We start from the raw sequence: 24120 nt of genomic DNA, 5'->3' as shown, positions 1-24120 counted from the left end.
GGCGCATCCGGGGTGCGCCAAGGGTGGGCCCACCACCGGCGCTGACCGAACCCCCGCGGAAAACGTCTCCGGCTCACCCCGCCGAGGGAGTTAAGGTCGGGACATGGCTTCCGAGGATGCGGACGAGAACGTGAACCGTGGCACCGGCGGACCCGCCGGACCGGAGGGGACGAGCCCCGCCCAGGAGGCCCCGGCCGCTGAGACCGCCCAGAACGGTCGGACCGCTCAGGACTTCGCTGCCTCCGCCGACCAGCCCGCCGACCCGAAGATCGCCGCTGCGGTGGCCGCCGCCGAGGCCGCGGGGCCGGCCAACGGTGAGACGGTCCGGATCGACAGCTGGATCTGGGCCGTCCGTCTGATCAAGACACGTTCCCTGGGCGCCGCCGCCTGCCGGGGCGGCCACGTCCATGTGAACGGCGAGCGTGTGAAGCCCGCGCACTCCGTGCGCATCGGCGACGAGGTGCGCCTGCGGCACGAGGGCCATGAGCGCATCGTGATCGTCAAGCGCCTGATCCGCAAGCGGGTCGGCGCCCCCGTGGCCACCCAGTGCTACGTCGACAATTCGCCGCCGCCCCCGCCCCGCGAGGCCATCGCCCCCGCCGGCCTCCGCGACCGAGGCACCGGCCGCCCCACCAAACGCGACCGCCGTGATCTGGAACGCCTCCGCGGCCTCGCGGGCCCGGGCACCCCCGGCGGCTTCGGTGCCTTCGGCGGCGCCGCGAGCCCAGGCGGCTTCGCCGGCCCCGGCGGTCCCGGTGGATCCGGCCGGCCTGGTGGATCCGGTGGCCGAGCCGGCTCCGGCTCAGGCGGGCGCGGCGGATCCGGCGTGACCGGCAAGCGCGGTGGATCCGGGACCGACAGGCGCGGCTGATCCACGCCCGTCGGCGCCGGCAGGCGCGCCAGACCCACGTGCGGTGGGACCTGCGGGACCAGTAGACCGCCCTCGGGAGGGGCCCCGGCCGCGCTGCCCCCTCGGCACGCGCCCGTGCCGTCGGTCGGGCCCCCGTGCTCGGCCGGCGGCGTCAGTGGCGTGGGCCAGGATCACCGCCGCCGTACCAAGCGCAGCAGCTCGCCGTTGTGCCCGCGTCGGGCCCAGGCGATCAGGGCGAGCGGCACGATCAGGATCAGCGGGGTCGCCGCGTTCTGCCCGTGGAAGGCCGTGAGCTGGACGATGAACGCGCCCACCATGAGCGCGCTGAGCGCGATCGCCGCCACGGACTGCAGCACAGGGATCAACAACGCGACGGCTCCGGCGAGTTCGAGTGCGCCGATGGTGTACATGGCCCCGCTGCCCCAGCCGATCTTGTCGAAGGACTCGACGGCCGAGGGGTGCGCGATGAGCTTGGGCAATGCACTCGCGATGCCGTAGAACAGCGCGAGCAGCACCTGTACGGACCGCAGCGCGACCCGGGCCGCGCGCCTCCTGCCACTGAGGGAGCCGCCGGAGGCGACGGGAGCGGTGGTCTCGGACATGAGGGTCTCCTGGGGGGAAGCGGTGCCGATTGCTTTCACCGAGGTAGACCCGGCACGGTCCGGGAACTCATCGCTCTCCGGCCGCCCGATGCAACCGAGTGCCCGCTATGCCTTCCGCACCGCCCGCACCCATGTCCCGTCCGATGTCAGATACGCGTCCACCTCCAGCCCCGCTTCCTCCAGTGCCGACTCGAACTGCTCCTTCGTCAGGGGCCGCGCCAGGAACGTCTGGGTCCAGACGGCGTCCGGGAACACATACTCCGCGCGGACCGAGTTCACTCCGTTTCCGGCAGGCTCCACCGAGGCGATCCGCACGGTGAAGCCGGTCGGGTCGACGCGCTCCCTCGGCACGTTCGTGTGGTAGTCCTCGCCCTCCCGCTGGATGAGCACACAGCCGCCGTCCGCCACCTGCCGAGCACAGGTGCGCAGAATGCCTCTGCGCACCTCCTCGTCGCCGTTGTGCACGAGGAACGACGCGAGCATCACCACGTCGAACTTTTCGCCGCCGAGGTCCAGATGCTCGATGGGGCTGCATATCGTGCGCGCCCCGCGGACCCGGCTCAGCATGTCGGCGGACTCGTCCACCGCCGTGACCGTGAAGCCGCGCTGGAGCAGGGGGTGGGTCATCCGGCCCACTCCGCTGCCCAGCTCCAGGATGTGCGCCCCGGCGGGTACCGCCGCGGCGATGATGTCCGGCTCGTCGCCCACCGGCAGGCGCTCGTACAACTCGACCGCGCAGCCGTCCGGGGTGATCGCACCGGGTCCCGTGCCCTCGTATCCCTCACGCATTTCGACTGTCATGCCCGAACAACGGCCGGTCTCCGCACACCCGTTCCCGTTCGGTGCCGGTTCACCCGTTCGAGCTATTCCGCAGCACCGCGTCAACCACGGTCATGCACCGGGAGTCGGCTCGGCCCGGAACGGGAACCAGCCGTGCCCGATGTACCAGTGGCCGCCCGCCCGCAGATGGTCCCCCACGGCCCGCTCCACGGACGTGCGGCGCGGCAGCTCCGCGGCCGGCAGGTCGGGGTCGCCGAAGACGAACTGGACGGGTTCGGTGTCGGACGGCTCGGTGTCCTCGCGGGCGGTGCGGAACCGTTCCTGGAAGCGGACGATGTTGGAGTCGGCCGGCAGGTACTGCTTCAACTGCGGATCGAGCAGCCAGGAATGGCACAGCGCGGCCACCGGACGCTCCTCGGGGAAGTGCAGGGCGAAGAAGGCGCGGGCCCGGTCCAGGGAGCGCTCGCAGGCGGACGGGGTCAGCGGGCCGTGGAAGTCGGGGATGTGCAGGTTCAGGCAGGGCGTGCCGGGGACGGCGTCCAGTCCGGCGGCCGCGAGCACCGGCGCCGAGCGCTGCCCGAGCCGAGCGCGCTCGAACTGGAGCCGGCCCAGCTGGTACAGCTCGCCGCGGAAGTGCCGGACGAGCCAGCGCGGCGCACCCACGCCGGTCGTGCCGTGCCGTCTGCGGTGCACCGCCATGTTCCGGCCCAGGTCGGAGAGGGTGTGCCGGGAGATCTCGGGCGGGATGCCGCGTTCCCGGTGCCGGGCGAGGGTGCGCGGGACCGCCGCGAGGAAGACATAGGCGGCGAAGGTGCCGGTCAGCTCGGCCGGCGCCGCGTCGAACAGTTCTGCGAGGTCGGGTGGGTGGCCGGTCCCCTCCGGGCCGCGGAACAGCTCCTCTACGCACTCCCGCAGGAGTCTGAGCGCTCCGGGGTCGTCGGTCACCCTGCGCCGCCGGGCCACCAGTTCGTTGATGTCCTCGTGCGGCACGGTCAGGTCGAGGAGCAGTTCGGGCAGGTCATCGGCGTCCGGCAGCAAGGGATCCCCCTTCGGCGAACGGCGGTCGGGCGCCGTTGATGAACGTCGGTCCCGAAGAGTACGTTGCAGGAAGGAGTGGTGATCCGATGCGTACGGGCAGTGAACCGGCGACCGCGCGCAGTGCTCTGCGGGCGCGCTTCTGGCTGTGCGTGTGGGGACTGGTCTGGGCAGTCTTCGGCACGGTGGCGTTCGCGCTCGCCGGGCGCCCCGGCTGGGCGGCGGCCTGCGGGGTGCTGTGGCTGGTGGTCACCGTCGACATGACCATGATCCTCCGCCACATCCGGCAGGGCCCGCACTACCAGCCGGGCCGTGATGTGCCGCCGTACCGGCCGCCGGAGAACGGACCGCCGTTCCCGAGGCAACCGAGGCACCGGCATCCGTGATCGACCCGGTCACCGGTATCCGCGACCGACACGCCACCGGCCGCCGGGGACAGTGCCCGGAGCCGATGCGCGACGGCGCACGCGGGCGCACGGCGCTCAGTCCTCGAACCGAGCGGCCTTCAGATACTGCGGGTTGGGGTCCAGCGCGGCCGCCAGGCGGAAATGGCGTTTGGCCTGGTCGGAGCGGCCCTGGCGTTCATAGGTGCGGGCCAGCGCGAAGTGCGCGAACGCGTTGTCCGGCTCCCGCTCGAGCACGATCGTGAACTCCAGCTCAGCGGGCCGCAGTTGCGCCGCGGCGAAGAACGCACGCGCGCGGAGCAGCCGAGCCGCGGTGTTCTCGGGGTGTGCGGCGATGACTCCGTCGAGCAGCTTCACCGCACCCCGCGGGTCCCGTGAGTTGAGCAGATGCTCGGCCGCACGGAAGTCGATGACATGCGTCTCCGGAGTACGTCCGCTGGAACCGCTGGTCTCGGGCACGCCACAATCCTTCCCTCGCTGAAGCGTTCCAACGCCCGTGGAGGGGGCCGCTATTCCGCGGGACCTGTCCGGAACCTATTCCGCGGATCTCTCGCGTGCCCGTCGTACGAGGTCCTCCCACACCTCGGCGACGCGCCGGCGCAGGGCGTCCAGGGGCACGTCGTTGTCGATCACGATGTCCGCGATCTCCCGGCGCTGCTCGCGGGTCGCCTGCGCGGCCATGCGCGCGCGTGCGTCCTGCTCGGTCATCCCGCGCAGCCGGACGAGCCGGTCGAGCTGGGTCTCGGGGCTCGCGTCCACGACGACCACGAGGTCGTAGAACGGCGCCAGGCCGTTCTCGGTGAGGAGGGGCACGTCGTGGATCACCACGGAGCCGGCGGCCGCGGCCTCCTCCAGCTCACGGGAACGGGCGCCCACCAGGGGGTGCACGATCGAGTTGAGGACGGCGAGTCTCTCGGGGTCGGCGAAGACGATCGCGCCGAGCTTGGGCCGGTCCAGGCTGCCGTCCGCGGTCAGGACGTCCGCGCCGAAGGCCTCGGCCACGGCGGCGAGACCGGGGGTGCCCGGTGCCACCACCTCGCGCGCGATGCGGTCCGCGTCGATCAGCACCGCACCGTGCTCGACGAGCAGCCGTGACACCTCGCTCTTGCCGGCGCCGATCCCACCGGTCAGGCCCACTTTCAGCATGAGCGGAAGCTTAGGCCCACCCACTGACAGCGGGGCTGGCGGAGGTCAGTTGTCGCCTTCCCGCTCCGCCAGGAAACGCTCGAACTCGCGCCCGATCTCGTCGGCCGAGGGGATGTCCACCGGCTCGGCGAGCATGTTGCCCCGGGTCTCGGCGCCCGCGGCCGCGTCGTACTGGTGCTCCAGGCCCTGGACGAGCGCGGTGAGTTCCTCGTCGCCCTCCTGGATCTGCCGGTCGATCTCCGTTTGCGTGCGGTGCGCGTCCGTGCGCAGCGAGTGCGCGATGGCCGGCAGCACCAGCCCGGTGGCGGCCGTGATGGACTCCAGGACGGTCAGGGCGGCGTCGGGATACGGCGAGCGGGCGATGTAGTGCGGGACGTGCGCCGCGACGCCCAGGACCTCGTGCCCGGCCTCCATCAGGCGGAACTCGACCAGCGACTCGGCGCTGCCGGGCACCTGGGCCTCCTCGAAGGGGCTGCGGTGGCCCGGGACGAGGTCGGTGCGGTTGCCGTGCGGGGTGAGACCCACCGGGCGGGTGTGCGGGACCCCCATGGGGATGCCGTGGAAGTTCACGGACAGGCGGACGCCGAGCCGCTCGACGATCTGGCGCACGGCCGCCGCGAACCGCTCCCACTCCACGTCCGGCTCGGGGCCGGACAGCAGCAGGAAGGGGGCACCCGTGGTGTCCTGGACGAGGCGGACCTCGATGGCGGGCACCTCGTAGTCGGTCCAGCGGTCCCGCTTGAAGGTCAGCAGGGGCCGACGGGCCCGGTAGTCCACGAGCCGGTCATGGTCGAACCGGGCGACGAGCTGGTGGGGCAGTGAGTCGAGCAGCCGGTCGACGATCTGGTCTCCGGTCTCACCCGCGTCGATGTATCCGTCGAAGTGGTAGAGCATGACAAGGCCGGCCGACTCCTGGGCGAGCGCCATGTCGACAACGGCGAGGCCCTTCGGCTCCCATGCGTACAAACCCTGCGGATCAAGCACTGTGACCGCTCCTCCTCGTGTTCGTCATCGTCAACACGCCCTGGAACGCGGTCATTCCCGCGACACGCCGCTGTTCAGGGATCCGGGGGACGGTACGAACGAAGGACTTCGGAAAGACCCCGAAAACGCCTGGGGGGCCGCACCTCGAAAGGTACGGCCCCTCAGAACCAGCTATCGGCTAAGCCGAGCGGCTAGCGTTCAGCTCTGGCCGCCGGCCAGCTTCTCGCGCAGCGCGGCCAGCGCCTCGTCCGAGGCCAGCGCACCGGAGGTGTCCGCGCCCTCGGAGGAGTACGAACCGCCGGTCGCGGCCGGAGCCGCAGCCTCGCCGCCCTCGGCGGCAGCCGCCGCGTCGGCCTCGCGGGACTTGATGACCTGCTGCTGGTGCTGCTCGAAGCGCTGCTGCGCCTCGGCGTACTGGCGCTCCCACTCCTCGCGCTGCTTCTCGTAGCCCTCGAGCCAGTCGTTGGTCTCGGGGTCGAAGCCCTCGGGGTAGATGTAGTTGCCCTGGTCGTCGTACGACGCGGCCATGCCGTACAAGGTCGGGTCGAACTCGACCGAGGCCGGGTCGGCACCGAAGGACTCGTTGGCCTGCTTCAGCGAGAGGCTGATGCGACGGCGCTCGAGGTCGATGTCGATGACCTTGACGAAGATCTCGTCGTTGACCTGGACGACCTGCTCCGGGATCTCCACGTGGCGCTCGGCCAGCTCGGAGATGTGGACCAGACCCTCGATGCCCTCGTCCACGCGGACGAACGCACCGAACGGAACCAGCTTCGTGACCTTACCGGGCACGACCTGGCCGATCTGGTGGGTGCGGGCGAACTGCTGCCACGGGTCTTCCTGGGTCGCCTTCAGCGACAGGGAGACGCGCTCGCGGTCCATGTCGACGTCGAGGACCTCGACGGTGACCTCCTGGCCGACCTCGACAACCTCGGACGGGTGGTCGATGTGCTTCCAGGACAGCTCGGAGACGTGGACCAGACCGTCGACGCCACCCAGGTCCACGAAGGCACCGAAGTTGACGATCGAGGAGACCACGCCGGAGCGGACCTGACCCTTCTGCAGGGTCGTGAGGAACGTCTGGCGGACCTCGGACTGGGTCTGCTCCAGCCAGGCACGGCGGGACAGGACCACGTTGTTGCGGTTCTTGTCCAGCTCGATGATCTTGGCCTCGAGCTCCTTGCCGACGTACGGCTGGAGGTCGCGGACGCGGCGCATCTCGACGAGGGAGGCCGGAAGGAAGCCACGCAGGCCGATGTCGAGGATGAGACCACCCTTGACGACCTCGATGACGGTACCGGTGACGATGCCGTCCTCTTCCTTGATCTTCTCGATGGTGCCCCAGGCACGCTCGTACTGGGCGCGCTTCTTCGAGAGGATCAGGCGGCCTTCCTTGTCCTCCTTCTGGAGGACCAGGGCCTCGATCTCGTCGCCGACGGCCACGACCTCGTTCGGGTCGACGTCGTGCTTGATCGAGAGCTCTCGGCTCGGGATGACACCTTCGGTCTTGTAACCGATGTCGAGCAGGACCTCGTCCCGGTCGACCTTCACGATGACGCCGTCGACGATGTCGCCGTCGTTGAAGTACTTGATCGTCTCGTCGATCGCGGCGAGGAAGGCTTCCTCGTTACCGATGTCGTTGACCGCTACCTGCGGGGTGGTGGCGGTGGTCTCGGTGCTGCTCGTCATGTGGGAAAGGGCTCCGGTACGGACATTGAAGTCGTAGGTACTGCTTACGCCGGGAGCCCGTTTCGCTCTGCAGAAGCCGGACAGCCAAGGAAGCGCCACCTTGTGGACACCGGAGTGCCCGGTGGCGCCTCGACAACCGAGGGGACATACAACAGATGCGAGCGCAGCCTGCTACGTCTGAGGTGCGCAGGCCCGCAGCGCAACTTGTAGCATACGGGGGTAGTCGGACCGGGTCAATGCGCGAAGGCGCACACCAGGGGCGGATCGCCGCATTTCCGGCAGAAGAAACGTCCCTTGAGGCCACGTGAGGCCACGCAGACCTATGGGACCGCTTCCGTGCGGGACCCCTGGCGGGTTGGACGGAAGAGTACGACGAGGGAGCCGATCATCCAAGAGCCGGAAGCGTACGAGCCCGAAGGATCCGAGACCTTCGAGCCGGAGGCCACGCGACGTGATGCCGACGTCGCGGAGAGCGCCCGGGCCAACCGGGGCTGGTGGGACCGCAACGCGGACGAGTACCAGATCGAGCACGGCACGTTCCTCGGCGACGACCGGTTCGTGTGGGGCCCCGAGGGCCTGGACGAGCTGGAGGCCGAGCTGCTCGGCCCGCCGGAGGAGCTGAAGGGCAAGGACGTCCTGGAGATCGGCGCGGGCGCGGCGCAGTGCGCACGCTGGCTGGCCGCCCAGGGGGCCCGCCCGGTGGCGCTGGACCTCTCGCACCGCCAGCTCCAGCACGCCCTGCGGATCGGCGGATCGTTTCCGCTGGTCTGCGCGGACGCCGGTGCGCTGCCCTTCGCGGACGGCGCCTTCGACCTGGTGTGCTCGGCGTACGGGGCGCTGCCGTTCGTCGCCGACCCCCGGCTGGTGCTGCGCGAGGTGCGCCGGGTGCTGCGGCCGGGCGGCCGGTTCGTGTTCTCGGTGACGCACCCGATCCGCTGGGCGTTCCCGGACGAGCCGGGCCCCGAGGGCCTCTCGGTCTCCTCCTCCTACTTCGACCGCACGCCGTACGTGGAGCAGGACGACGAGGGCCGCGCGGTCTACGTCGAGCACCACAGGACGCTCGGCGACCGCGTCCGGGACATCGTGGCGTCCGGCTTCCGGCTGGTGGACCTGGTGGAGCCGGAGTGGCCGTCCTGGAACACCTCGGAGTGGGGCGGCTGGTCGCCCCTGCGCGGAAACCTGATCCCGGGGACGGCGATCTTCGTGTGCGAGCGGGACTGAGGCACGCGCGCGCAGCCGAGTTGTCCACAGGCTCGCCGGGCACGTCGGCGGACGTACGACACTGGTGGGCGTGATCCGTTACGACGCCCTGGACGCGCTGCCCGTGCGTTCCGCCCTGCCTGCTCTCGCCGAGGCCCTGGAGAGCGCCGGCACCGCCGTGCTGGTGGCGCCGCCCGGCACCGGCAAGACGACGCTGGTGCCGCTCGTGCTGGCGGGACTGGTCGGCGGCGGGTCCGCGCGGCGGGTCGTGGTGGCCGAGCCGCGCCGGATCGCGGCACGGGCGGCGGCGCGCCGGATGGCGTGGCTGCTCGGTGAGAAGCCCGGCGAGAGCGTGGGCTTCACGGTGCGCGGCGAGCGCGCGGTGGGACGGCACACGCGCGTGGAGGTCGTGACGACCGGCGTGCTGCTGCAGCGGCTGCAACGGGACCAGGAGCTGCCGGGCGTCGACGTCGTCGCCCTCGACGAGTGCCATGAACGGCATCTGGACGCCGACACGGCGGCCGCGTTCCTGTGGGACGTACGGCAGGCGCTGCGGCCGGACCTGCGGCTGGTGGCCGCGTCGGCGACGACGGACGCGGAGGGCTGGGCGCGGCTGCTGGGCGGGGCCCCGGTGGTCGAGGCGGAGGGTGTCGCGCATCCGGTGGAGGTGGTGTGGGCGCCTCCGGTGCGTCCGGTACGGCCGCCGCACGGGATGCGCGTCGATCCGGCGCTGCTGGCGCATGTGGCCTCGGTGGTGCGGCGGGCGCTGGCCGAGCGGGGCGGGGACGTGCTGTGTTTCCTGCCCGGTGTGGGCGAGATCGCGCGCGTGGCGGGGCAGCTCGGCGGACTCGGTGAGGTCGACGTGCTCCAGGTGCACGGGCGGGCGCCGGCCGCCGTGCAGGACGCGGTGCTGGCACCCGGGGCGCGGCGCCGGGTGGTGCTGGCGACCTCGGTGGCGGAGTCGTCGCTGACGGTGCCCGGGGTGCGGGCGGTGGTGGACTCGGGGCTCGCGCGGGAGCCGCGGGTGGACCACGCGCGCGGGCTGAGCGGGCTGACGACGGTACGGGCGTCACGGGCCGCCGGACGGCAGCGGGCGGGACGGGCCGGGCGTGAGGCGCCGGGGGCGGTGTACCGGTGCTGGACGGAGGCCGAGGACGGGCGCCTGCCGGCGTTTCCGGCGCCGGAGATCAAGGTGGCCGATCTGACCGCGTTCGCCCTGCAGGCGGCGTGCTGGGGCGATCCGGACGCCTCCGGGCTGGCGTTGCTCGATCCTCCGCCGGGTGGGGCGATGGCGGCGGCGCGCTCCGCGTTGGCCGCGGTGGGGGCGGTGGACTCCGTCGGCAGGGCCACGGAGTCCGGTGTGCGGCTGGCCCGGCTGGGGGTGCACCCTCGGCTGGGGCGGGCGTTGCGTGACACCTTTGGCCAAGGGGCCGAGGTGGTCGCGCTGCTCTCTGAAGAAGTGCCGCGGGACTACGGGGATGATCTTGCTGGTGCCTTGCGGCGGGCCCGGCGTGGCGGTGACGCTTACGCTGCGCGGTGGGCCGGGGAGGTGCGGCGGCTGCGGGCCGTCTCCGCGGAGTTCTCCCACCCGCCGGCCGGTCGGCCGGACGGCGCCCTTGGGATGAAGCCGGGCGCCCTTGAGATAAGGCCTGGCGCCGGTGACGATCGGCTCGCCGGGGTCGTCGCCGCGCTCGCGTTTCCCGAGCGGGTCGCCAAGCTCGACGGTGGGTCGTATCTCATGGCCTCGGGGACTCGCGCCGAGCTGGTGGAGGGGTCCGCGCTGCGGGGTGCTCCGTGGATCGTCGTCGCCGTGGCCGACCGGGCCAGCGGAAAGGGGCACGCGCGCGTGCTGCTCGGGGCCGCCCTTCAGGAGGACGTGGCGCTGGCCGCTGCCGGAGCGCTGCTCGTGGAGCAGGACGAGGTGCACTGGGCCGATGGGGATGTCGTGGCCCGGCGTGTCGAGCGGCTGGGGGCGGTCGAGCTGGCCGTGCGGCCGCTGAAGGACGCCGACCCGGCGCTCGTACGGGCCGCCCTGCTCGACGGGCTGCGCCAGGAGGGGCTCGGGCTGCTGCGGTGGACGCCGGAGGCGCAGACGCTGCGGCAGCGGCTGGCGTTCGTGCGGGCGCAGCGCGGGGAGCCGTGGCCGGACGTGTCCGACGACGCGCTGCACGCGCGTGTGGACGAGTGGCTGGAGCCGGAGCTGGGCCGGGCTCGACGGCGCGCGGATCTCGCGCGGCTCGACGCCGGGCAGGCGCTCGCGCGGTTGCTGCCGTGGGCGAGCGGGGAGGCCGGCCGGCTGGACGAGCTGGCGCCCGAGCGGATCGCCGTGCCGAGTGGGTCCAGAATCCGGATCGACTACGGGGATCCGGAGCGGCCGGTGCTCGCGGTGAAGCTTCAGGAGATGTTCGGGCTGGCACAGACGCCCGCCGTTGCCGGTGTGCCGCTGCTGGTGCACCTCCTCTCCCCCGCCGGGCGGCCCGCCGCCGTCACGGCCGACCTCGCCTCCTTCTGGAAGGACGGCTACAAGGGCGTACGGGCGGAGCTGCGCGGGCGGTATCCGAAGCATCCCTGGCCCGAGGACCCGGCGAGCGCCGAGCCCACCCGGCACACCAACGCGCGGCTCAGGCGCTGACCGGTTCGGGTTCCGTCGCCTGTGTGGGGGTGGGGTCCTGCGGGCGGCGGGCGCGGGCTTCCAGACAGAGGGAGAGGGCGAGGAGCAGCAGGGCCGCGGTCAGGGAGCCCCAGGGGACGTACGAGGTGAGGGTCAGGACCAGGGTGCGGTTGTGCTTGACCAGGGCGACCGTGTGCTCGATGTAGTCCTCGCGCATCTTCACGTCCCCGGCGAAGGCCGTGACCTTGGCGCGGCCGCCCAGCAGGGTGCCGCCGCGCAGCTCCTCCTTGTGGAGTTCCTCGCCGTAGACGGGTGCGCCGGTGACCGGTTCGACCCAGAACCTGCGGACCGTGCTGTACCAGCGGGTCGTGCCCGTCCTGGCGACCGATTCCGGGGTGATGCCCTGGACGGGCATGGCCTTCGGCATGGCGACCTTGGTCCAGGGAACGGCCTGTTCGAAGTAGTAGACCTTCAGGCCGCGGAAGGTCTGGGTGCCCCTGTAGTGGATGGGGCTGGTGGTGCGGGTCTGCGCGTCGAAGTACTCGTAGTCGCGTTTCTGCGTCAGGAAGGGCCACTTGAACTCGATGCCCGCGCGGGTGACCGGGTCGCCGTCGACCATCTCGCCGGTGGCGTGCACGGGGTCCTGGCTGTGGGCGTCGAAGATGTAGCGCTCGGGGACCTTGGAGACCATCCTGCCGTCGGGGCCCTGGACGTAGGAGAGGCCGTCCCAGACCACGACCGGCCGGCCCGCGGTCTCCTCGATCTTCTTCGCGGCCTCCACATCGCCCTTGAGGGTCTGCACGATGGTGACCTTGGAGACCTTCCTGGCCCGCATGGTGCCGTAGTCGAGGAGGGTCGCGCCCTTGGCCTCCAGGACCATGTCCTGGTACTGGTTCGCGGGGATCCTGGCCAGGCGCGGGAAGGCGTACCAGCGCATGAGCGGGGACAGCGCCGCGCAGAAGACGGCGCAGGCGAGCAGGACCAGGCTTGCCTTGCGGCGCATTGCAGGCCTCCTTCCCGGACGGGCTCGGCTCGGCCACGGCGGCTACGGGTGCGAGGGCACCGTCGTCAGCAGCGGCTCGGGGGACGTCCGGCCCGACGGCGTACCCATGGCGGTCATCGCCAGGACCAGGACGAGCGCGAGGGCGAGACCGGTCGCGGCGGCGATCAGGGCGCGCATACGGGCCTCCGGCGGGGTTCCTGGCGTTCGTTGCCCTGACGTCTCCTGAGGGGTCGTCAGGTTCGGCACCGTAGCAACGCGCGGGTGAGATGAGAACAGCGGTGCACGCACGAACGAGGGCGCCCTCCCCGCCGGTGCGGAGAGGGCGCCCTCGCGTGATCTCAGGAGGAGGCGGACGGGGTCGGGGACGGGCTCGCCGAGGTGTCGTCGGCGGCGACCTTCAGCTCGACGGTGAGCGTCGCGCCGCCGGTCGTGGTGATGCGGAGCAGGAAGGTGCCGGTGGTGTCGTCCGCGTACAGCTTCGGCAGCGTCAACTGGCCCTTGGCGTCCGTCTGCAGGTCGGTCAGGGTGCGCACGGGCTTGCCGTCGGCGTCCTTGAAGTAGGGGCCCTTGTCGTTCTCGGTGGCGTCGGTCTCGGACTTGATCAGGGTGGCGGTGGCCGCGACCTTGTCCGCGACGGCGCCCTTGTACGTCGCCTTCACCTGGACCTGATCGGCGAACTCGCCGCCCGGGGTGCAGGTCAGCGGGGTGTCACTGGTGCGGGTCAGGGTGTCGGCGGCGCGCGCGGTGACGCCGGCGGTGTAGTCGACGCCCTTGACCTTGCGGCCCACGACGGTGGCGGTGACCTTGAAGTCGCCGGTCTTCTCGCCCGCCTGGAGCGCCGGTGCGAGGGCGACCCCCTTGGCGTCGGTGGCGACCGTGGCCACGGTCTCGCCGCCGGTGAAGGTGGCGTCGGTGTCCCCGCTGATCGTGAACCTGATCCTCACCTTGGCCACGGACTTGTCGGCCTTGGTCTCGGCGCGGGTGCCGATCCGCTCGGTGAAGGCGTGGCCGGCCATGGTGGTCAGCTCGGCGGTGCCCGCGTCCTCCAGGTGGTCCACCGTGTCGGTGGGGGTCTGCGGCGGCGTCGGCGGGACGGGCGGCTTCGGCGGCTTGGGGCTGGGGCTCTCGTGCCCCCCGCCGGGCTTGCCGGGCTTCGGGTCCGGCTTCGGGGACGACTTCTTTCCGGGCTTGGCCTTCGGCGGGTCCGACGGCTTCGGGGACGGGGTGCGCGGGGTGCTGCCGTCGCTGCGGTGGGTGGGCAGGCCGCCGGTGCCGTCGGGCACGGAGTGGGTGCCCTTGCGGTAGTACTCCAGCCACGACAGGACGGTGTTCAGATAGTCCTGCGAGTCGTTGTAGCTGAGGATCGCCGTGTGCAGGTCCTTCGCGTCGGCGAGGTCCCAGCCGTCGCGGCACAGGTAGTGGCCCGCGGCGAGGGCGGCGTCGTAGACGTTGTTGGGGTCCTTCTTGCCGTCGCCGTTGCCGTCGCGGCCGGCCCAGGCCCAGGTCGACGGGATGAACTGCATGGGGCCGACGGCCTGGTCGTACTCGGTGTTGCCGTCGTACTCGCCGTGGTCGGTGTCCTTGATGAGCGCGAAGCCGTTGCCGTCGAGCGCCGGGCCCAGGATCGGGGTCAGCGTGGTGCCGTTCGCGTCGACCTCGCCGCCGCGGGCCTGGCCCGACTCGACCTTGCCGATGGCGGCGAGCAGCTGCCAGGGCAGGTTGCAGCCGGGCTTGCTGGAGCGCAGTTCGGCCTCGGCCTTCTTGTAGGCGTCGAGGACCGTGGCCGGTATGCCGGCCTCGCCGTCACCCTGGGCGACGGGCGTGCCGGTGGTCGGCGAGGGGCTGGGGTTGGGGCTGTTGAGGGGCGGCAGGTCCGTGTAGTACGGCGAGTTGCCGGTGGCGTTGCCGTCGGAGGTCGCGTCGGGTGCGGGGGCAAAGGCGCCGGCCGTCGTCTGTCTGCCGTGGTCCTCGCCGGGCGCTCCCGGAGCCTGGGACGCGGACAGGGCCGCGACCGCTACCGCGGCCACGGCGGTGGTCGCCGCCCCCTTGCGCAGCCGCCTTCCGAAATGCGCCGCCATCGAGTGAACCCCTCCCGTGGACGCCCCGCGTCCTTCTCCGTCCGTCTGCCTCGCTCTGGTGTGACGGTTGACCCAGTGATCTGGTTGCGCCTGTGGCGTCCTTACGTCCGTGCGATGTACGTACGACCGTGTGCACGACCATGCGTCGGGCGCGGCGCCGCAGGCGACCCTACGGCAACTTGCTGTGCATCGGGACCCGTTCACGCCCGTTATTCACCGGTTGGCCGACTCTCGTTGGCGCGTACGGTCCCGGGCGGGGTTCACGCATACTGGGCAGAACTCGATCACCGGCTCGACACCGGGGCCGACGGCCGTTCCAGGGGGCTCTGTTGCCGTTCACGCTCAGCCATGCGGCAGCCGTCCTGCCCGCGGTCCGCCGGGACGGGACCGGCCGCGGCCCGCTGCGGCCAGCGGCGCTCATCGCGGGGTCCTTCGCGCCCGATATGACCTTCTATGCGGCGAGTGTCCTGCCGGAAGGGATGGAATTCGGCTCTGTCACGCACTCGTTCGCCGGGGTCTTCACGGTCGACGTGCTCATCTCCTGGGCGCTGGTGGGGCTGTGGCTGCTGGTCCGCGAACCGCTGCTCGCGCTGCTGCCCCGGGTCCGGCAGGGCCGGCCGGCCGCGCTCCTGCGCTGCGGTGCGCCACACGCGCGTGCGGGGGCCGTCTCGGTGGTGTGGTGGCACGTCTCCGCAGCGCTGGGGGCGCTGACCCATGTGGGGTGGGACGCGTTCACGCATGACGGACGGTGGGGGACACGACTGATTCCGGCCATCGAGCGGGACCGCCTGGCCGGTCTGCCGCTGTTCTCGTGGCTGCAGTACGGCTCGTCCGTGGTGGGCGCGGTCCTGATCGTGGTGTTCGCCGCGCGCGCGGTGCGGCGTGCGCCGGGCGGGGAGCCGGTGGGGGTGCCGGTGCTGTCCGTACGGGACCGGTGGCTGGCCGGGGCGGTGATCGGCGGCTGCGCGGCGGCGGGGGCGGGGCAGCGGGCGGCGCGCCTCATGGAACTGCGCCGCGAAGCGGCTCCTGCGAGGGCGGCGGCGGGCGACGGGTGGGCTTCCGTGGACGCACCGGGGCGGCTGTGGGATCTCGTGCCGACCCTGTGCTTCGGGGCGGGCGCCGGGCTGGTCCTGGGGCTGCTGCTCTACGCCGCCTGCGTCAGGGTGTGGCGTCCTGGCCGGGTTCCGGACGGCCCAGGGGGTTGCGGTGATCCTCATGGGGTGGTCGGTGCGGACCCGGAGCGGCCGGTCGCTCGGTGAGAGACACGACGAAGACCGTGAGGGTCGGCCGGGGGCGCGATCGCGGGATCGCGGTGAGCGCGAGGGCGAGGTAGCCGCGGGCCAGGTCGACCCACTGGCGCCAGTCCGGGGCGTGGTCCACGCGGGCGGTCAGGCCGGCGAGTCCGTGCCGGAGGGCCGTGGCGGCCGTGCGGACGGTCACGGCCAGGTCGGCGGGGATGCGGGCGGTGCTTGCGTCGGCCACGAGGGCCGGGACCGGCGAGGCGGGCATGGCCTGCGCCGAGGCGGTGGCCGCCCGGGCCCGGAGGTCTGCCTCGGGCGTCCGGCGGTGAAGCGTGCGTATACCCATGCCCGCAGTTTTGCGGCTGTGGGGGGTGGGGGGCGTTTTGGCGGGGGCCACGTGAGTGACGTCCCTCCGGGGGGTCGGCCGAAGGTCCTGCGCAGGCGCCGGGTTCTTGTGCTGGTGGGGTGGGGGCGGAGGGGATTTCGGGGTGCGGGTCGGCCCGGTGGGTGCCGGTGCCGGCGGAGGGGGCGTTGCAGCCGGGGCTGGTAGCAACACCCCCTCCACCCGAGCGCCGCAGGCTAGTGCGCAGCCGACTCCCAGTCCGGGCCCACGCCGACCGAGACGTCCAGGGGGGCGCGGAGCTGGACGGCGCCCGCCATTTCGTGGCGGACGATGTCTTCCGCGGCCGCCCGTTCGCCGGGGGCGATCTCCAGGACGATTTCGTCGTGTACCTGGAGGAGCATGCGGGACTTCAGGTCCGCCGCCCGCAGCGCGCCGTCGACCTTGAGCATGGCGATCTTGACGATATCGGCCGCCGTGCCCTGGATGGGCGCGTTGAGAGCCATCCGCTCGGCCGCCTCACGACGCTGGCGGTTGTCGCTGTTCAGGTCGGGGAGGTAGCGGCGGCGGCCGAAGAGGGTCGCGGTGTAGCCCGTCGCCCGTGCTTCGTCGACCGCGCGGCGCAGATAGTCCCGGACGCCGCCGAAGCGCTCGAAGTACGCGTCCATGAGGGCGCGTGCCTCGGCCGCCTCGATGTTCAGCTGCTGGGAGAGACCGAAGGCGGAGAGGCCGTAGGCCAGGCCGTACGACATCGCCTTGATCTTGCGGCGCATCTCCGCGTCCACCGCGGCGGGCTCGACGCCGAACACCTGGGACGCGGCCGTGGTGTGCAGGTCCTCGCCGGAGGTGAACGCCTGGATCAGGCCCTCGTCCTCGGAGAGGTGGGCCATCACACGCAGCTCGATCTGGCTGTAGTCGGCGGTCATCAGGGACTCGAAGCCCTCGCCGACCACGAAGCCGCGGCGGATCGCCCGGCCCTCGTCCGTGCGGACCGGGATGTTCTGCAGGTTCGGGTCCGTGGAGGACAGGCGGCCGGTGGCGGCCACCGTCTGGTTGAACGTGGTGTGGATACGGCCGTCGCCCGCGACCGTCTTGATCAGGCCCTCCACCGTGACGCGGAGCTTGGCCTGCTCGCGGTGGCGGAGCATGATCACCGGCAGTTCGTTGTCGGTCTGGCCGGCGAGCCAGGCCAGGGCGTCGGCGTCCGTGGTGTAGCCGGTCTTGGTCTTCTTCGTCCTGGGCAGGCCCAGCTCGCCGAAGAGGACCTCCTGGAGCTGCTTGGGCGAGCCCAGGTTGAACTCGTGACCGGCGGCCGCGTGGGCCTCCTTCACGGCCTGCTGCACCGCTCCCGCGAACGTCTGCTCCATCGCCTCCAGGTGTGCGCGGTCGGCCGCGATGCCATGCCGCTCCATGCGGGCGAGCAGGGCGGACGTGGGCAGCTCCATGTCGCGCAGGAGGTCCGCCGCGCCGACCTGCTCCAGGCGGGTCCCGAAGGCCTCGCCGAGGTCGAGGACCGCGCGGGCCTGCACCATCAGGGACTCGGCCTCGGCGCCGTCGTCGGTGCCGAAGGCGAGCTGGCCGTCGGCCGCGGCGGCGGGCGCCAGCTCGCGGTGCAGGTACTCCAGGGACAGCGCGTCCAGGTCGAAGGAGCGCCGGCCCGGCTTGACCAGGTACGCGGCGAGCGCGGTGTCCATGGTCACGCCCTCGACGGACCAGCCGTGCTCGGCGAAGACCCGCATGGCCCCCTTGGCGTTGTGGAACACCTTGGGGCGGCCGGTGTCGGCCAGCCAGGCCGCGAAGGCGTTCTCGTCGGCCTCGTCCAGCTCGGCCGGGTCGAACCAGGCGGCCGCTCCCCCGGCCGCGGCCAGGGCGACCTCGGCGACCGAGCCGGTGCCCAGCGCCCAGGTGTCGACGGTGGCGACGCCCAGGGTCTCGGCACCGTGCTCGACGAGCCAGGGGGCCAGCTCGCCGGTGCCCAGGACCTTGCCGTCGATCTCCACGCCGTCGGTCACCACGGGGGCGGCCTCGGCCTCCTCGGAGCCGGGGTCGACGGCGAAGAGACGCTCGCGCAGGGACGGGTTGCGGATCTCCAGGGTGTCCAGGACCATCGTGACGGTCTTGCGGTCGTACGGGGCCCGCTCCAGGTCGGGGACCGCCTTCGGCAGCTCGACCTGGCGCTCCAGCTCGGTGAGGACGCGGTTGAGCTTGACCGACTCCAGGTGGTCGCGGAGGTTCTGCCCAGCCTTGCCCTTGACCTCCTCGACGCGCTCGACCAGCTCCGCGAAGGAGCCGAACTGGTTGATCCACTTCGCGGCGGTCTTCTCGCCGACGCCGGGGATGCCGGGGAGGTTGTCGGACGGGTCGCCGCGCAGGGCCGCGAAGTCGGGGTATTGGGCGGGTGTCAAGCCGTACTTCTCGAAAACCTTCTCCGGGGTGAACCGGGTCAGCTCCGAGACGCCCTTCGTCGGGTAGAGCACGGTCACGTTCTCGGTGACGAGCTGGAAGGAGTCGCGGTCGCCGGTGACGATCAGCACCTCGAAGCCCGCGGCCTCGGCCTGGGTGGCGAGGGTGGCGATGACGTCGTCCGCCTCGAAGCCCTCGACGGCGAAGCGCGGGGCGTGCATCGCGTCGAGCAGCTCGCCGATCAGCTCGACCTGGCCCTTGAACTCGTCCGGGGTCTTGGAGCGGTTCGCCTTGTACTCGACGAACCGCTCCGAGCGCCAGGTCTTGCGCGAGACGTCGAAGGCCACGGCGAAGTGCGTGGGCGCCTCGTCACGCAGGGTGTTGGCGAGCATCGACGCGAAGCCGTAGATCGCGTTCGTCGGCTGGCCGGTCGCGGTCGTGAAATTCTCCGCGGGCAGCGCGAAGAACGCGCGGTAGGCCAGCGAGTGCCCGTCCATGAGCATCAGCCGGGGACGGGTGCCGCCGGGGGTCTTGTCGGTCTTCTTCGATGCTGTCTCTGCCACGTCCCCGATCCTGCCACGCCGCACTGACACTCCGGTGCGGGCCGCCGAGGGTCGCGTCCCGGTCACCCGGTGTGAGAGGGCGGCCGGAGAGGAAGGGGGCGGCGGCGTTGTCAGTCGGCCGTGGGAGGATCGGCTCCGTACTTGTCACGCGCAGTCGAAGGGGAGCGTGCGATGGCGACGAAGCCGCCCAAGGGTGATCCGGTTCAGGACGCGCCGCAGGTCGCGGAGCCGAAGCACGCGGCCGCGGGACTGCCCGCCATCGGGCACACGCTGCGCATCGCCCAGCAGCAGATGGGTGTGCGGCGCACGGCGCTGACGTTGCTGCGGGTGAACCAGAAGGACGGGTTCGACTGCCCGGGCTGCGCCTGGCCGGAGCCGGACCACCGGCACAAGGCGGAGTTCTGCGAGAACGGCGCGAAGGCGGTGGCCGAGGAGGCCACCCTGCGCCGCGTCACCCCGGAGTTCTTCGCCGCGCGCTCCGTGGCGGACCTGGCCGGCCGCAGCGGCTACTGGCTGGGCCAGCAGGGACGGCTCACGCACCCCATGTATCTCCCCGAGGGCGGCTCGCACTACGAGCCGGTCAGCTGGGAGCGCGCCTTCGACATCATCGCCGAGGAGATCGCCGCCCTCTCCTCGCCCGACGAGGCCGTCTTCTACACCTCGGGCCGTACGAGCAACGAGGCCGCGTTCCTGTACCAGCTGTTCGCGCGCGAGCTGGGCACGAACAACCTGCCGGACTGCTCCAACATGTGCCACGAGTCGTCCGGTTCGGCGCTCAGCCAGACCATCGGCATCGGCAAGGGCAGCGTCCGGCTGGAGGACCTCTACCAGGCCGACCTGATCATCGTCGCCGGCCAGAACCCGGGCACGAACCACCCGCGGATGCTCTCCGCGCTGGAGAAGGCCAAGGCGAACGGCGCGAAGGTCATCAGCGTCAACCCGCTGCCCGAGGCCGGCCTGGAGCGGTTCAAGAACCCGCAGACGCCGCAGGGCCTGCTGAAGGGCGCCGCCCTCACCGATCTGTTCCTGCAGATCCGCATCGGCGGCGACCAGGCCCTCTTCCGGCTGCTGAACAAGCTCGTCCTGGAGACCGAGGGCGCGGTCGACGAGGAGTTCGTGCGCGAACACACCCACGGTTTCGAGGAGTTCGCCGCGGCCGCGCGTACCGCCGACTGGGACGAGACACTGGCCGCGACCGGCCTCCCGCGCGCGGAGATCGAGCAGGCGCTCGCCATGGTGCTCGCCTCGAAGCGGACCATCGTCTGCTGGGCGATGGGCCTGACCCAGCACAAGCACGCCGTGCCGACCATCCGCGAGGTGGTCAACTTCCTGCTGCTGCGCGGCAACATCGGCCGGCCGGGCGCGGGCGTGTGCCCGGTGCGCGGCCATTCGAACGTGCAGGGCGACCGCACGATGGGCATCTTCGAGCGGCCCGCGCCGGCCTTCCTGGACGCGCTGGAGAAGGAGTTCGGGTTCGCGCCGCCGCGCGAACACGGCTTCGACGTCGTACGGGCCATCCGCGCGCTGCGCGACGGCGAGGCGAAGGTGTTCTTCGCGATGGGCGGCAACTTCGTCTCCGCCTCCCCCGACACCGAGGTGACCGAGGCCGCGATGCGGCGCGCGCGGCTGACCGTGCATGTGTCGACCAAGCTCAACCGCTCGCACGTGGTCACGGGCGCGCGTGCCCTGATCCTGCCGACGCTCGGGCGGACCGAGCGCGATCTGCAGGGCAGCGGTGAGCAGTTCGTCACCGTCGAGGACTCCATGGGCATGGTGCACGCCTCGCGCGGGCGGCTCGCACCCGCGAGCGGCCGGCTGCTGTCCGAGCCGGCGATCGTGTGCCGGATGGCGCGCCGGGTGCTGGGCGAGAACAGCGTGGTGCCGTGGGAGGAGTTCGAGAAGGACTACGCGACGATCCGGGACCGCATCGCGCGCGTGGTCCCCGGTTTCCAGGACTTCAACGCGCGCGTGGCCCGGCCGGGCGGCTTCACCCTGCCGCACGCCCCGCGCGACGAGCGCCGCTTCCCGACCGCCACGGGCAAGGCGAACTTCACGGCGGCGCCCGTGGAGTATCCCGAACTGCCCGAGGGCCGGCTGCTGTTGCAGACCCTGCGCTCGCACGACCAGTACAACACCACGATCTACGGCCTGGACGACCGCTACCGGGGTATCACGGGCGGCCGCCGGGTGGTGCTGGTGCACCCCGAGGACGCGCGGACGCTCGGGTTCGCCGAGGGGTCGTACGTGGACCTGGTGAGCGAGTGGAAGGACGGGGTGGAGCGGCGGGCGCCCGGTTTCCGGGTCGTGCACTATCCGACGACCCGGGGGTGCGCTGCGGCGTACTACCCCGAGACGAACGTCCTGGTCCCGCTCGACGCGACCGCCGACACCAGCAACACCCCGGCCAGCAAGTCCGTCGTCGTACGCCTCGAAGGTCACGCCGAAGGCCGTCTGGAACAATCGGCGACCGACTGAGCGTTTGCTCAGCCAGGAGACAGCCGTAAGAGACAGCTGTACGACGAACGGAGCCGGGCCCATGGGCGAGCAGCAGCAGGTGAGATTCCCCAAGGACGTCATCGACGAGTACGCGGCGCTCGGTGTCGACCTGCCCGCCCTGTTCTCGGCCGGACACCTCGGCACGCGGATGGGTGTGCAGATCCTGGAGGCCTCGCCGGAGAAGGTCGTCGGGACCATGCCGGTGGAGGGCAACACCCAGCCGTACGGCCTGCTGCACGGCGGCGCCTCCGCGGTGCTGGCGGAGACCCTGGGCTCGGTCGGTTCCATGCTGCACGGCGGCAGCTCGAAGATCGCGGTCGGTGTGGACCTGAACTGCACGCACCACCGCGGGGTCCGCTCGGGCCTGGTGACCGGTGTGGCCACGCCGGTGCACCGGGGCCGTTCGACGGCGACGTACGAGATCGTCATCAGCGACGAGGAGGGTCGCCGGGTATGCAGCGCCCGGCTGACCTGCCTGCTGCGGGACGCCCGCCCGGGCGACGCGGCGTCGGCGGCGCAGCCCGCCGCGGACTGACCCGCGCTCGCGCCGGGCCACCGTTCCCCGCCCCCCCTCCCCGGCGCCTCTCCCCGTCGCCCCCTCTGCCGTCCCTCCCCGCTGCCCCCGGCGGTCTCACCTCTTGGGACGGCGAGGGGCCACATGAAACAGCGTCAAAGTGCCGTGAAAGCCGAGGAGTTGGTCGGCCACGCCAGCCCGGCGCGGCGCTACTGAGCGTGGAGGGGGGATACCGGCCACCGCGACCCGAGCGACCCAGCCATACGCGGAGCTTTCGCTGGTGACGGACCCGCGGACGCCGTTCCGGACAAAGGCGGGTTCGGACCGCAAGATCACGAAAACCCCACCGCGGTGCGGCGCGGAAATACGCCTGGGGAAGGCCGAGTTCCTCCCCTGAATGTAACGCTGCGTAATACGCACGCAATAGAGATTCCCGGAAGCACACCGGGTTCGCGCCACTCGCAGCACGCCTCTCAGGCCCGGAAAGTCCCCTGCGGCAACGACGGCACGTCATTACCAAAACGCTTGAGACACCTGAATTGATCAAGGTGAGTCCTGCGGGTTCTCATATTCCGGACGGGGCGAATCGGCCGTAATTCCGCCCTTCCCCCCAGGGTGTACCGCTCTGCATTACGTCGTGTCATAACAAGAGAGTCACAGCCTTGGTCAGACTCTCCTCCACGTTCCCCACACACGCTTAGAGTCACCGCCAGTCACGGCGCCCCGATTGCCTCTTCGGCTGGAAAGTTCGGGAACGCGCGCGGCTCGACCGCCTCCAGGAGGATGCGGCCGTACTGGGGAAAGGACTGATCGTGCGTCAACGTTCGCTCATCGCCATCACCGCCGCGCTGGCCGCGGGAGCACTCACCCTCACCGCCTGCGGCTCGCGCGACAGCGGCGGCAACGGCTCGGACTCCAAGGGCGGCACCACCGTCGTCATCGGCGTCGACGCCCCCCTCACGGGCGACCTGTCCGCGATCGGCCTCGGCATCAAGAACTCGGTCGACCTCGCCGTCAAGCAGGCGAACAAGCAGAAGCTCGTCGACGGTGTGACCTTCAAGATGGAGGCCCTCGACGACCAGGCCCAGCCCTCCTCCGGCCAGCAGAACGCCTCCAAGCTCGTCAGCGAGTCCGACGTCCTCGGTGTGGTCGGCCCGCTGAACTCCTCCGTGGCCGAGTCCATGCAGAAGGTCTTCGACGACGCCAAGCTGGTCGAGGTCTCCCCCGCCAACACCAACCCGGCCCTGACCCAGGGTCCGAACTGGGCGACCAAGAAGGCCCGTACGTACAAGTCGTACTTCCGCACCGCGACCACGGACGCCATCCAGGGCCCGTTCGCCGCGCAGTACGTGTACGGCAAGGCCAAGAAGAAGAAGGTCTTCGTCATCGACGACAAGAAGACCTACGGCGCCGGCCTCGCCGCCACCTTCACCGACGAGTTCAAGAAGCTCGGCGGCAGCGTGGCGGGCACCGAGCACATCAACCCCGACACCAAGGACTACTCGGCCGTCGCCACCAAGGTGAAGAACTCCGGCGCCGATGTCGTCTACTACGGCGGCGAGTACCCGCAGGCCGGCCCGCTCAGCAAGCAGATCAAGGCCGCGGGGGCCAACATCCCGGTCGTCGGCGGCGACGCGATCTACGACCCGACGTACATCAAGCTGGGCGGTGCCGCCAGCAACGGCGACCTCGCCACCTCGGTCGGCGCCCCGCTCGACCAGCTGCCCTCCGCCAAGGACTTCCTCGCCAACTACAAGGCGGGCGGCTACAACGAGGAGTACGGCGCCTACGGCGGCTACGCCTACGACTCCGCGTGGGCGATCATCCAGGCGGTCAAGCAGGCCGTGTCCAACGGGAAGGTCCCCTCGGACGCCCGTGCCAAGATCACCGCGGCCATGCAGAACGTCTCCTTCGACGGCGTGACCGGCAAGGTCTCCTTCGACGAATTCGGTGACACCACGAACAAGCAGCTCACGGTGTACTCCGTGACCGGTGGCGCCTGGAAGACCGTGACGTCCGGTACCTACAACGGCGGCTGATCCACTCCGCACCCGTATCACTCATGAGCCGCGCGGGGCGCTGTTCCACTGGCGCCCCGCGCGCTCTCGCATCCGGACATCCGGCACACCCCGTCGAACATCCGAAAGTCTCGGAGGACTT

Annotated in this window: 20 protein-coding genes; 8 read left to right on the top strand and 12 right to left on the bottom strand. The window is 71.4% G+C overall.

What is annotated here, in order from left to right; translation table 11 throughout:
* Positions 1–103 precede the first annotated feature (103 nt).
* Entirely contained in the window at positions 104–871 is a 768-nt protein-coding gene (locus tag AB0L75_RS12135; protein ID WP_365179155.1) for an RNA-binding S4 domain-containing protein, read from the top strand.
* Positions 872–1041: 170 nt separating this feature from the next.
* On the opposite strand, the gene AB0L75_RS12130 is transcribed toward AB0L75_RS12135, so the two are convergent.
* The 3 genes from AB0L75_RS12130 to AB0L75_RS12120 all read right to left on the bottom strand — a co-directional run bounded on the left by AB0L75_RS12130 (position 1042) and on the right by AB0L75_RS12120 (position 3291).
* Positions 1042–1473, bottom strand: coding sequence for a DoxX family protein (locus tag AB0L75_RS12130; protein ID WP_365179152.1), 432 nt, complete (start codon positions 1471–1473; stop codon positions 1042–1044).
* 105 nt (positions 1474–1578) lie between these two features.
* On the bottom strand, positions 1579–2262 hold the full coding sequence (locus AB0L75_RS12125) for a class I SAM-dependent methyltransferase (protein WP_365179149.1): 684 nt from the start codon (positions 2260–2262) through the stop codon (positions 1579–1581).
* A gap of 102 nt (positions 2263–2364) precedes the next feature.
* Complete coding sequence (locus AB0L75_RS12120) at positions 2365–3291, bottom strand: acyltransferase domain-containing protein (RefSeq protein ID WP_365179146.1); 927 nt, start codon at positions 3289–3291, stop codon at positions 2365–2367.
* Between the two features lie 86 nt (positions 3292–3377).
* Between AB0L75_RS12120 and AB0L75_RS12115 the strand changes: the two genes are divergently transcribed.
* Positions 3378–3674 (top strand): DUF6343 family protein, encoded by a 297-nt coding sequence (locus tag AB0L75_RS12115; protein WP_365179143.1) that lies wholly within the window; start codon positions 3378–3380, stop codon positions 3672–3674.
* 96 nt (positions 3675–3770) lie between these two features.
* Here AB0L75_RS12115 and AB0L75_RS12110 read toward each other — a convergent pair whose 3' ends face one another.
* The 4 genes from AB0L75_RS12110 to rpsA form a co-directional block, all read right to left on the bottom strand.
* Complete coding sequence (locus AB0L75_RS12110; RefSeq protein WP_365179141.1) at positions 3771–4151, bottom strand: tetratricopeptide repeat protein; 381 nt, start codon at positions 4149–4151, stop codon at positions 3771–3773.
* A 75-nt stretch (positions 4152–4226) separates the two neighbouring features.
* Positions 4227–4838 carry a dephospho-CoA kinase gene (coaE, locus tag AB0L75_RS12105; RefSeq protein ID WP_365179138.1) on the bottom strand — a complete coding sequence of 204 codons (612 nt, stop codon included), beginning with the start codon at positions 4836–4838 and terminating at the stop codon, positions 4227–4229.
* A gap of 45 nt (positions 4839–4883) precedes the next feature.
* Positions 4884–5822, bottom strand: coding sequence for a PAC2 family protein (locus AB0L75_RS12100; RefSeq protein ID WP_365179135.1), 939 nt, complete (start codon positions 5820–5822; stop codon positions 4884–4886).
* Positions 5823–6020: 198 nt separating this feature from the next.
* Positions 6021–7511: a 30S ribosomal protein S1 gene (gene rpsA, locus AB0L75_RS12095; RefSeq protein WP_067042841.1), complete on the bottom strand. Its 1491-nt coding sequence runs from the start codon at positions 7509–7511 to the stop codon at positions 6021–6023.
* Positions 7512–7847: 336 nt separating this feature from the next.
* On the opposite strand from rpsA, the gene AB0L75_RS12090 reads away from it, so the two are divergent.
* Together AB0L75_RS12090 and hrpB are read left to right on the top strand one after the other, a co-directional pair.
* On the top strand, positions 7848–8732 hold the full coding sequence (locus tag AB0L75_RS12090) for a class I SAM-dependent methyltransferase (RefSeq protein ID WP_365179803.1): 885 nt from the start codon (positions 7848–7850) through the stop codon (positions 8730–8732).
* A gap of 70 nt (positions 8733–8802) precedes the next feature.
* Positions 8803–11343 (top strand): ATP-dependent helicase HrpB, encoded by a 2541-nt coding sequence (gene hrpB, locus AB0L75_RS12085; protein WP_365179132.1) that lies wholly within the window; start codon positions 8803–8805, stop codon positions 11341–11343.
* Here hrpB and AB0L75_RS12080 read toward each other — a convergent pair.
* The 3 genes from AB0L75_RS12080 to AB0L75_RS12070 all read right to left on the bottom strand — a co-directional run bounded on the left by AB0L75_RS12080 (position 11333) and on the right by AB0L75_RS12070 (position 14403).
* Positions 11333–12325, bottom strand: a complete 993-nt coding sequence (locus AB0L75_RS12080) for a DUF3068 domain-containing protein (RefSeq protein WP_365179129.1) — start codon at positions 12323–12325, stop codon at positions 11333–11335. The genes hrpB and AB0L75_RS12080 overlap by 11 nt on opposite strands.
* Before the next feature lie 42 nt (positions 12326–12367).
* Complete coding sequence (locus AB0L75_RS12075) at positions 12368–12502, bottom strand: SPW_0924 family protein (RefSeq protein ID WP_365179126.1); 135 nt, start codon at positions 12500–12502, stop codon at positions 12368–12370.
* 161 nt (positions 12503–12663) lie between these two features.
* Positions 12664–14403 carry a lytic transglycosylase domain-containing protein gene (locus AB0L75_RS12070; protein ID WP_365179124.1) on the bottom strand — a complete coding sequence of 580 codons (1740 nt, stop codon included), beginning with the start codon at positions 14401–14403 and terminating at the stop codon, positions 12664–12666.
* A 329-nt stretch (positions 14404–14732) separates the two neighbouring features.
* Between AB0L75_RS12070 and AB0L75_RS12065 the strand changes: the two genes are divergently transcribed.
* Positions 14733–15662: a DUF4184 family protein gene (locus AB0L75_RS12065; protein WP_365179122.1), complete on the top strand. Its 930-nt coding sequence runs from the start codon at positions 14733–14735 to the stop codon at positions 15660–15662.
* Here AB0L75_RS12065 and AB0L75_RS12060 read toward each other — a convergent pair.
* Together AB0L75_RS12060 and polA are read right to left on the bottom strand one after the other, a co-directional pair.
* Complete coding sequence (locus tag AB0L75_RS12060; RefSeq protein WP_365179119.1) at positions 15562–15990, bottom strand: hypothetical protein; 429 nt, start codon at positions 15988–15990, stop codon at positions 15562–15564. The genes AB0L75_RS12065 and AB0L75_RS12060 overlap by 101 nt on opposite strands.
* A 233-nt stretch (positions 15991–16223) precedes the next feature.
* A complete protein-coding gene (polA, locus tag AB0L75_RS12055; RefSeq protein WP_365179116.1) occupies positions 16224–18950 on the bottom strand; it encodes a DNA polymerase I in 2727 nt (908 codons plus the stop codon).
* A gap of 171 nt (positions 18951–19121) precedes the next feature.
* Here polA and AB0L75_RS12050 point away from each other — a divergent pair, with 171 nt between their 5' ends.
* The 3 genes from AB0L75_RS12050 (at position 19122) to AB0L75_RS12040 (ending at position 23999) form a co-directional block, all read left to right on the top strand.
* A complete protein-coding gene (locus AB0L75_RS12050; RefSeq protein WP_365179113.1) occupies positions 19122–21425 on the top strand; it encodes an FdhF/YdeP family oxidoreductase in 2304 nt (767 codons plus the stop codon).
* 61 nt (positions 21426–21486) lie between these two features.
* On the top strand, positions 21487–21981 hold the full coding sequence (locus AB0L75_RS12045) for a hotdog fold thioesterase (RefSeq protein ID WP_365179110.1): 495 nt from the start codon (positions 21487–21489) through the stop codon (positions 21979–21981).
* A gap of 791 nt (positions 21982–22772) precedes the next feature.
* A complete protein-coding gene (locus AB0L75_RS12040) occupies positions 22773–23999 on the top strand; it encodes a branched-chain amino acid ABC transporter substrate-binding protein (protein ID WP_365179107.1) in 1227 nt (408 codons plus the stop codon).
* Positions 24000–24120: the final 121 nt, after the last annotated feature.

Origin of the sequence: Streptomyces sp. NPDC052101 (genome assembly GCF_040680235.1) — a bacterium.
Taxonomy (GTDB): Bacteria; Actinomycetota; Actinomycetes; order Streptomycetales; family Streptomycetaceae; genus Streptomyces.
The sequence above is the reverse complement of the archived record's forward strand: the minus strand, read 5'-3'. Positions and strand labels throughout refer to the sequence as shown.

Coding starts and splice junctions, on each gene's coding strand:
- AB0L75_RS12135 (WP_365179155.1), top strand. CDS start 104: ATGGCTTCCGAGGATGCGGACGAGAACGTGAACCGTGGCACCGGCGGA.
- AB0L75_RS12130 (WP_365179152.1), bottom strand. CDS start 1,473: ATGTCCGAGACCACCGCTCCCGTCGCCTCCGGCGGCTCCCTCAGTGGC.
- AB0L75_RS12125 (WP_365179149.1), bottom strand. CDS start 2,262: ATGCGTGAGGGATACGAGGGCACGGGACCCGGTGCGATCACCCCGGAC.
- AB0L75_RS12115 (WP_365179143.1), top strand. CDS start 3,378: ATGCGTACGGGCAGTGAACCGGCGACCGCGCGCAGTGCTCTGCGGGCG.
- coaE (WP_365179138.1), bottom strand. CDS start 4,838: ATGCTGAAAGTGGGCCTGACCGGTGGGATCGGCGCCGGCAAGAGCGAG.
- rpsA (WP_067042841.1), bottom strand. CDS start 7,511: ATGACGAGCAGCACCGAGACCACCGCCACCACCCCGCAGGTAGCGGTC.
- AB0L75_RS12080 (WP_365179129.1), bottom strand. CDS start 12,325: ATGCGCCGCAAGGCAAGCCTGGTCCTGCTCGCCTGCGCCGTCTTCTGC.
- AB0L75_RS12075 (WP_365179126.1), bottom strand. CDS start 12,502: ATGCGCGCCCTGATCGCCGCCGCGACCGGTCTCGCCCTCGCGCTCGTC.
- AB0L75_RS12070 (WP_365179124.1), bottom strand. CDS start 14,403: ATGGCGGCGCATTTCGGAAGGCGGCTGCGCAAGGGGGCGGCGACCACC.
- AB0L75_RS12060 (WP_365179119.1), bottom strand. CDS start 15,990: ATGGGTATACGCACGCTTCACCGCCGGACGCCCGAGGCAGACCTCCGG.
- AB0L75_RS12050 (WP_365179113.1), top strand. CDS start 19,122: ATGGCGACGAAGCCGCCCAAGGGTGATCCGGTTCAGGACGCGCCGCAG.
- AB0L75_RS12045 (WP_365179110.1), top strand. CDS start 21,487: ATGGGCGAGCAGCAGCAGGTGAGATTCCCCAAGGACGTCATCGACGAG.